Origin of the sequence: Dietzia sp. DQ11-71, assembly GCF_014144995.1 — a bacterium.
Taxonomy (GTDB): Bacteria; Actinomycetota; Actinomycetes; order Mycobacteriales; family Mycobacteriaceae; genus Dietzia; species Dietzia kunjamensis.
Window position 1 is genome coordinate 1 of sequence record NZ_JAALDT010000265.1, and the last position, 7,337, is coordinate 7,337.

General features: G+C 61.3%; 7 protein-coding genes. 2 read left to right on the forward strand and 5 right to left on the reverse strand.

The genetic code is table 11. The annotated features are described in order from the left end of the window. Window positions 1-894, forward strand: an 894-nt coding sequence (locus G6023_RS09965; RefSeq protein ID WP_182635266.1) for an IS110 family RNA-guided transposase, incomplete at its 5' end; no start/stop codon positions are given. 211 nt (window positions 895-1,105) lie between these two features. Here the strand turns inward: G6023_RS09965 and G6023_RS09970 are convergent. The 4 genes from G6023_RS09970 to G6023_RS09985 form a co-directional block, all read right to left on the reverse strand. Continuing rightward, window positions 1,106-2,167: a BtrH N-terminal domain-containing protein gene (locus G6023_RS09970; protein ID WP_063972865.1), complete on the reverse strand. Its 1,062-nt coding sequence runs from the start codon at window positions 2,165-2,167 to the stop codon at window positions 1,106-1,108. A 120-nt stretch (window positions 2,168-2,287) separates the two neighbouring features. Beyond that, window positions 2,288-3,508 carry an NAD(P)/FAD-dependent oxidoreductase gene (locus tag G6023_RS09975; protein ID WP_069389034.1) on the reverse strand — a complete coding sequence of 407 codons (1,221 nt, stop codon included), beginning with the start codon at window positions 3,506-3,508 and terminating at the stop codon, window positions 2,288-2,290. Next, window positions 3,505-4,845, reverse strand: coding sequence for a cytochrome P450 (locus G6023_RS09980; protein WP_187700106.1), 1,341 nt, complete (start codon window positions 4,843-4,845; stop codon window positions 3,505-3,507). The genes G6023_RS09975 and G6023_RS09980 overlap by 4 nt, the downstream gene beginning before the upstream one ends. 88 nt (window positions 4,846-4,933) lie before the next feature. Then, window positions 4,934-5,254 carry a 2Fe-2S iron-sulfur cluster-binding protein gene (locus tag G6023_RS09985; protein ID WP_063972867.1) on the reverse strand — a complete coding sequence of 107 codons (321 nt, stop codon included), beginning with the start codon at window positions 5,252-5,254 and terminating at the stop codon, window positions 4,934-4,936. 118 nt (window positions 5,255-5,372) lie between these two features. Between G6023_RS09985 and G6023_RS09990 the strand changes: the two genes are divergently transcribed. Next, window positions 5,373-6,374 carry an AraC family transcriptional regulator gene (locus tag G6023_RS09990; protein WP_063972868.1) on the forward strand — a complete coding sequence of 334 codons (1,002 nt, stop codon included), beginning with the start codon at window positions 5,373-5,375 and terminating at the stop codon, window positions 6,372-6,374. 149 nt (window positions 6,375-6,523) lie between these two features. Here the strand turns inward: G6023_RS09990 and G6023_RS09995 are convergent, their stop codons facing one another. After that, entirely contained in the window at window positions 6,524-7,048 is a 525-nt protein-coding gene (locus G6023_RS09995) for a PaaI family thioesterase (protein ID WP_017836045.1), read from the reverse strand. Window positions 7,049-7,337: the final 289 nt, after the last annotated feature.

The window sequence follows — 7,337 nt, forward strand, 5'->3', positions numbered from 1 at the left end:
TCATCAGAACCGCGCTTTCCGAAGGGCGTCCCAAACACCTACGGTGCCGGTCTTGCCGCGGCCTGCGAACAGGCAGGCTTCGAGGTCGTTGAAGCAGCCCGGATGAACACGAGGGCCAATCGAGGGGTGGGCAAGTCCGACCCGCTGGATGCTCATCGCATCGCCGCTGCAGTGCTCGCTCTGGAGTGCGACCAGCTACGCCGTCCGCGTATGGCAGACGGCGTGCGAGCGGCGCTGCGGGTACTCGTGACCGCCCGCGACCACATGACCTCGGAGCGCACCGCCACCATCAACGCGCTGATCGCGCTGTTGCGCATCGTCGACCTCGGAATCGACGCCCGCCGGGCACTGACTGGGACGCAGCTCCTCGCCGTCTCCCGGTGGCGTGCACGCGATGAGGACCTCGGTGAGGCCACCGCCCGCCTCGAAGCAATCCGCCTGGCCAAACGAGTGGTCGAGCTCGACGAACAGCTCGCCGCCAACAGCTCGCGGATGACCGAGCTCGTCAAGGCAAGCCAGGCCACCTCACTGCTGGATAAGACCGGCATCGGACCCGTGACCGCCGCTGTCTGCCTGACCGTCTGGTCGCATCACGGAAGAGTGCGATCCGAGGCAGCGTTCGCCTCCCTCGCAGGCGTCAATCCTATCCCCGCATCCTCCGGGAACACCGTTCGACACCGGCTCAATCGCGGCGGCGACAGGCGGCTAAACCGAGCCCTGCACATGGCGGTCCTGACCCGAATGACCCACGACCCGGACACCCGCGCATACGTCGAACGACGGAGCGCCGAGGGGCGAACGACCAAGGAAATTCGACGCTGCCTCAAGCGGTACCTGGCCCGGCAGATCTACCGAACTCTCAGCGCAGCGGAACCTGTCCACATGCCCGCTTGACAAACATAGAAGGATCCCTGGCGCCGGCGGATCTCGCTAAATCGGGGCTTCTTCTTGTCGGATGGGTGTGACCGCTCGATCGCCGAGGTCGCCGGGGAGGTGGCGAGGCAACCCTAGAGCCCGGTCGTTTCGGTGCGAGCGGCGGCGAGCCATCCGCTGCAGTCTGAGTGCGGCCGGAACTTCTACCGTCCAGTTTTGACTTCCCGATTAGTCAGGCTGCTGCAAGCGATCGCGAAGCTGACTCCAGAGCTTCAGCCAGTTGAAGCTCGAGCGTGGGCAGGAGGCTAACCGCCGAAGCCACACGTTCCAGCCGAGTACGCACATCGACCTCGTGCTCGATCCCGGCTCGGCCGGCCTCCGTCCATGTCTGTGCACAGTGTCTGGCGGCTACGGCGAGATCTTCGGTCGCGAGGTCACCGGTCAAACGTGCCACGTCCGCGCAGCCGTCAGCGAGCAGCTTTCGGAACAGGCCGCCACCGGTGCCGGCCTTCTCGATGAAAGCGCTCAAGCTGAATAAGAGGATCTCGAGTTCGTCAGCCGGTAGATGGGACCAAGTCCGGACATCAGCGGCGAGCTGGGCGACCGCTGCTAAGCCTTCGGAACCGCTCACCGCGGTCGTGAGATCAACGACTCCTGGCGGAGTTGGGTGGCGCATGTTCGCTGCCGATTGACGGAAAGCCGCTGCGGCAACCTGCGCAAGGTCTGGTAACTCATGCGGCCAGGCGATGCGGTACGTGGTGTGACGTGTCGGTTGTGGGAATGACATCGACGACCGTGCTCGAGCGAGAGCGTCGAACGGAACCTTTTGGACCTCGGCACGGTCGTTGTCAACAACGAAGGCGATCCTCTCCGCCTCGTCGTAACCAATTACCACGATATCGTGGCGACTCATTTGGAGCCGAACCCGCAGGTAGGGCAACTCCGCGATGTCGCCCCATATCAGGGCTGGCCTTCCGGCATCGACCTCCTGGCTAATCCACGACCATCCTTCTCGGGGATCGTCGGTCGTGAGCACTTGGACCTGTGCGCCCAGTAGATGGGGGAGATTTACTTCGAAATCGGAGTCTCTCCCTACCAGATAAAGCGGCGGGAAGAGGTCGCTCGAGCGCAAGTAGGACAGGCCAAGTGACCCCCCGAGGGTGAAGACGAGACCTTCATCGGGCGGTTCTTCCCAGCCGAGGCCTTGCCAGTGCAGGAGGTCTCGCATCGCGGCTGAGCCGCAGTGCCCCCCGACCCGATGTGGATAGTTCTCGATGAGCGTCTGGCGAGTCATCAGAGTTCCTTTCTGAACGGCAGGCGGGCACGAACCGGGCTCTCTTGCTGCGCCAGTGGGATGTCAGCGCCGTTCGTCGAGGCTCCGCCGCTGACCGTGCGAGTCTCGCTCGGGACTGGCTTACCCATTGCGCAAGGAATCGGGAGAACCCGTATGGGCGAAATCGGTCCGGACGAAAGGACGCTGCTGTGTGATGACCTGTTTGCTGAGCATGAAATCACGGGGACGATTGATGCAGTCTGCAGCAAGGAGTTCGCCATCACGGAGGTAGAAGCAGCTGAAGTCGCGGTCCCGGGTGGGGTCACCGCTGAGGACGACTTCGTCGTAACCGGTGTTGAGACCGGCGATCTGCAGCTTGAGATCGTATTGATCTGACCAGAACCAGGGCAGCGACACTGCGCTCTTGGACTTCCCGCAAAGGGTAGCCGCGGCGAGTTTCGCCTGATCGGTTGCTCCGGGTACGCACTCCAGCCGGACTCGGCGACCGTATCGAGAGATGTACTTGCTGGCACAGTCTCCGGCGGCAACGATGGCTGGGTCACTGGTTCGGGCGTGCTCGTCGATCACCACACCATCGTTCAGGGTCAAGCCCGCCGCCTCGGCGAGTTCTGTTCTCGGTTCAACACCGATACCCACGATGACCAGATCAGTCGGAATCGACTCGCCAGTAGATAGTGTGACCTCCCGGACGCAGTCGTCTCCGACTAATGCTGCGACTTTGGCGCCCGTTCGGATATCGATGCCCTCCTCTCGGTGGATCCGCTCGAAGAACGTTGATACGTCGGGAGCAGTGACCCGCTCGAGGACGCGAGTGGTCGCCTCGAGCACGGTGACGTCCAGGTCCAGTGCCCGTAGTGAGGCGGCCGTCTCAAGTCCGATGTAGCCGCCCCCGACGATCACCACCCGCCGCCCGGGGGTGGCGGACGTGCGGATCTTCTCGACGTCTGCGGCGGTCCGAAGGTAATGGACCCCGGCGAGATCGGCCCCAGGAACGCGGAGCTGACGAGGGCGGGCTCCCGTGCACAGCGCGAGCTTGTCGTATGTCAGTGTGTCGCCGGTGCTCATAACGATGTGCCCAGCCGAGCGGTCGATCGCCTCCACGTGCGCGTTGAGAAGCTGGATTCGCTGCTTGGAGTAGAAGTCCGAACTGCGGATGGTGATCTCGTCGAGGGTGGTTTTCCCGGCGAGATACGCCTTCGACAGTGGCGGGCGCTGGTAGGGCACCGTGGGCTCCTCGCCGATGAGGACGATCTCACCGCTCCACCCGTCCTGCCGTAGGCTCGCCGCGAGTTGGGCTCCGGCATGGCTGGCACCGATGATGAGGGCTCGCTGCGATGTCATGTGCCGGATTTCGGGGTGAGGCGCACCATCATCTTGCTGATACCCCGCACGAAGTTGGACTGCACGTACTCGGGTTCGCCGACGACCTCGATGTTCTCGAAGCGGGGGAGCAGCTCTTCCCAGAGGATCCGCAGCTGCATTTCGGCCAGTCGGTTGCCCATGCACCGGTGTACGCCGAACCCGAAGGAGATGTGGTTGCGGACGTTGGCCCGGTCGATGATGAAGTCATCGGGCCGCTCGAACACACGCTCGTCGCGGTTGCCTGAGGCGTACCACATCACGACCTTGTCACCCTTACGGATGAACTGACCGTTCAAGATAGTGTCAGTCTTGGCGATTCGGCGCATGTAGGCCAGCGGCGTTTGCCACCGGATTATCTCGGAGACCATGTTGGGGATCAGGTCAGGGTTGGACTTGAGCTTTTCGAACTGGTCTGGGAACCGGTTCAGCGCCAGAACGCCACCACTCATCGAGTTCCGGGTCGTATCGTTCCCTCCGACGATCAACAGCACAAAGTTGCCCATGAATTCCATCGGGCGGTCGATCAGATCCTTGGTGTTCTCGTTGCTCTGCAGCATGGTGACCAGGTCGAAACCGGGTTCCTCCCCCTCTGCTAACCGAGCCTTCTTGTCGTACCACAGAGAACTCAGACCGCTCGCCATCTCGCGCATTCCGTCGAACGTCTCGTCGAGGTCCGCAGGACCACCGTTCGCTTCCTCGAACGAAGTTGCAATATCTGACCAGTACACGAGTTTGCGACGTTCCTCGTAGGGGAAGTCCAAGAGCGTCGCGAGCATGCGAGCTGTCAGTTCGATCGATACAGCCTGGACCCAATCGAACGGCTGATTCACCGGCAAGTCGTCTAGTACCTCGCGAACCCGAGACCGAATGAGCGTCTCCATCTCGCGCAGGTTCTTCGGCGCCACCACCCCCTGCACAGCTGCTCGCTGCACGTCGTGGCGCGGTGGGTCCATCGCGATGAACATCTCAATATCGAGAAAACGAGGCGGGGCCCCGATCACTATCATCGGCTCGGCGGAGAAGACCTCATGGTTCTTATCGACCGCGATGATGTCTTCATGTCGGGTCACTGACCAGAACGGCCCGAACGCACTGTTGGGCTGAAAGTGGACCGGAGCCTCGTTTCGCAGGCGCTCATAGTAGGACTGCCAGCGTCCTTGCCGATAGAGAAAGGGATTACTGAGGTCGATGTCGGCGAGTTCGACGTCCTCGACGGGGGGGATGGGCTTCTCTACGAAGAGCTTCTTCCCATTCGTCCTTGTCACCCAGCGCCGAGTCCTGTCGTACAGATGGGCGCCCCGGATCTGCAGATCCATCGGGATGGCCGACTGAACCTTGTCGCCGATCGTATCGGAAACCTTCACGTGTCTCACCTTGTCTTTCGTCGTTACATCTGGAACGTCGTTACATCTGGAACTCTGGCACCTGGACGGTAAGGCCGTCCCAATCCGCGGACGCGGTCATCTGGCACGACAGTCGGGAGGTCGGCAGCCGTTCGGGGTTCATTGAGAGCATCTCTTCTTCACTTGCTCCCGAGAGGCCCACCACGTCGGACCATTGCGGATCAACGATGACATGACACGTGCCGCACGCGGCTTCGCCTCCGCAATCGGCGTCGATTCCGGGCACCGCGTTGTTGACGGCGATCCGCATGAGTGACTGCCCCTCCTCCAAGGGCACCACGTGCTCCTCTCCCTCATGTGAGACGAAGGTTACGACTGTCATCGCTGGCTCCTGCATGGTTGTTCGGGTAATAGCTGCTCACAGCATTGCTAACAACGACGACTGCGGCTAGGTTAATTGAGGGCAGAAGCTTGTTAATTTGGCTCAGAAGGCGGGGGCGATGAATCTTGATCGCGAGGGCGTGCCACCGCTCGTGTTCGCGCAGTTACTTGAGAGCCCAGTTCTGGAGCAAGACGCCGTTGCACGGTTTCGCGAGATCATGGATCGTGAGCGAAGCGACGTCGAGTCACTTCTCGCCATCAACGCCCAAGTTCCCCTGCGGTGGATCAGGGAAGCCTTGCCCGACCTCGACGTTGACCAAGCAACGACCCTCGGTTTGGCGTTCGCCCAGCATGCTCATCTGACGTCCTTCGGACCATTAAGCGTCCCACTAGTAAGCGCAGGTTCCGCAGGCGAGATATTGGAATTGCTTGCCTACCTGCCGCTAATAACCCCAGCCCTGAGTGCGCAGTTCTACGCAGGTGGACACGGAGTGTCTGTCGCGCTCAATGGGCAGACGGGCGATCGAGTCCTAGACTCCCTAGTGGTCACCTACTGTGGTGCGGTCCTGCTGAGGCTGCTGAATATACTCGTTGGCGATGCACCAGACATCACACTCTCACTGGGTTGGCCCGCTCCGGAAGGTCTGCCCGTGGATCAGGATTGGTTAGCTGGTCGCCTGGTATTTGACGCTTCACTGTCCATTCTGCATTTTCCCGTTGACGCGGTCAATCACGTCTGCCGGTTCTCTGATCCCGTGGCGTATCGACTCGCTATCAGTGACTTGCAGCGAAGGCTCGACGAGCGGAGTAAAATCGCCTCGTATTCGGACAAGGTGAGACGTCTGATAGAGAAGCGTCCCGCAGATTGTGGAAGTCAGTGGATTGCAGACGAACTCTCCATCTCTACGAGCACACTTAAGCGGCGCCTCTCTGAGGAAGGGATGACCTATCGCGGACTGCGCCAGTCGGTCATTCGTGAGTACGCGATTCTTCGTTTACTGGACGGATCTGTGTCCGCGAGCGAGATCGCCACGGACCTCGGATATAGCGACCTCGCCAGCTTTTCACACGCTTTCAAGCACTGGACCGGCCACCCGCCGACGGGGTTCCGTCGTAGGTAGCGCTGCCACTTGGTTGACTCGTACAGGGCAACTGGCAATGCACGGTGCCTTCAGCTTCGCCCTTTCTTTGGGCGTGGCGTTCAATAGCTTCAGGCTCCGCCGACACCCTCGACGTATTCGGGCCTGGTGCTCGCGGCGGTGAGTTTGGCCTAAGCCCTCGAGTTTCTCTGTGACTGCAAAAAGTGTTCAACCTCGACCACGATGAACAGGGCAGTGGCAGTAATAACAGTGCGGCCCTCTGCATCCTCCATCGTGGACTTGAGGTCCAATTTCCGGCCATCGCGAGACCGAACTGCAGCGCGCAGGATGTACGGGGTGTCGAGTAGTGCTGGCGCAAGATACTCGAGCTCGAGACGGCGCGTCACGGCGAGCTCGCCGACCGAATACAGCAAGAAGCCGAAGAGGTCGTCAATCACGGTCGCTACCGCGCCGCCGTGTGCAATGCCCGGTGCCCCGACGTGGCGCTGGTCGAACTGGTGGTGTGCGACGACGCCGTCTCCGTCACGCCGTACCGAGAGGAAGTGACCATTCGGGTTCTCTGGTCCACAGCCAAGGCAGTTGGGGTGGTGGGGAGGAAGCTCGGAGGAACCGGATTCCATGCGCGTGAACGAGGCCACCCAGTTGTCGATATCGGTACCTATCGGCTCGCCGGCCTTGTCGCGAAATGTGTCCATGTCCAGACCTTCCTGTCGATGAAGTTGTACTGGGTGCGATACCTCGGCTTGTGGCGACGGAGATATCGCCGACACCCGCACGTCCGACCCGTGACCCAACCTTTGACCGGGACGTCCAAGGGGCCCTGAGGCCCGATGCGGGTGGCCTGAGCAACTGGCTGTCGACGGCACGATAGTCAGGTCGACAAGGCCGACTGAGCCGGGACACCTTGTACTGTACGAACATACAGTAAGCGGTACCGACGTATAGTCTAGTGTCGCGTTTCTGAAGTTGGTTTAGGGTTCGCTT

Excerpts from the sequence above, each read along its gene's own strand:
- G6023_RS09990 (WP_063972868.1), top strand. The coding sequence starts at position 5,373 with ATGAATCTTGATCGCGAGGGCGTGCCACCGCTCGTGTTCGCGCAGTTA.
- G6023_RS09980 (WP_187700106.1), bottom strand. The coding sequence starts at position 4,845 with ATGGATCTGCAGATCCGGGGCGCCCATCTGTACGACAGGACTCGGCGC.
- G6023_RS09985 (WP_063972867.1), bottom strand. The coding sequence starts at position 5,254 with ATGACAGTCGTAACCTTCGTCTCACATGAGGGAGAGGAGCACGTGGTG.
- G6023_RS09970 (WP_063972865.1), bottom strand. The coding sequence starts at position 2,167 with ATGACTCGCCAGACGCTCATCGAGAACTATCCACATCGGGTCGGGGGG.
- G6023_RS09975 (WP_069389034.1), bottom strand. The coding sequence starts at position 3,508 with ATGACATCGCAGCGAGCCCTCATCATCGGTGCCAGCCATGCCGGAGCC.
- G6023_RS09995 (WP_017836045.1), bottom strand. The coding sequence starts at position 7,048 with ATGGACACATTTCGCGACAAGGCCGGCGAGCCGATAGGTACCGATATC.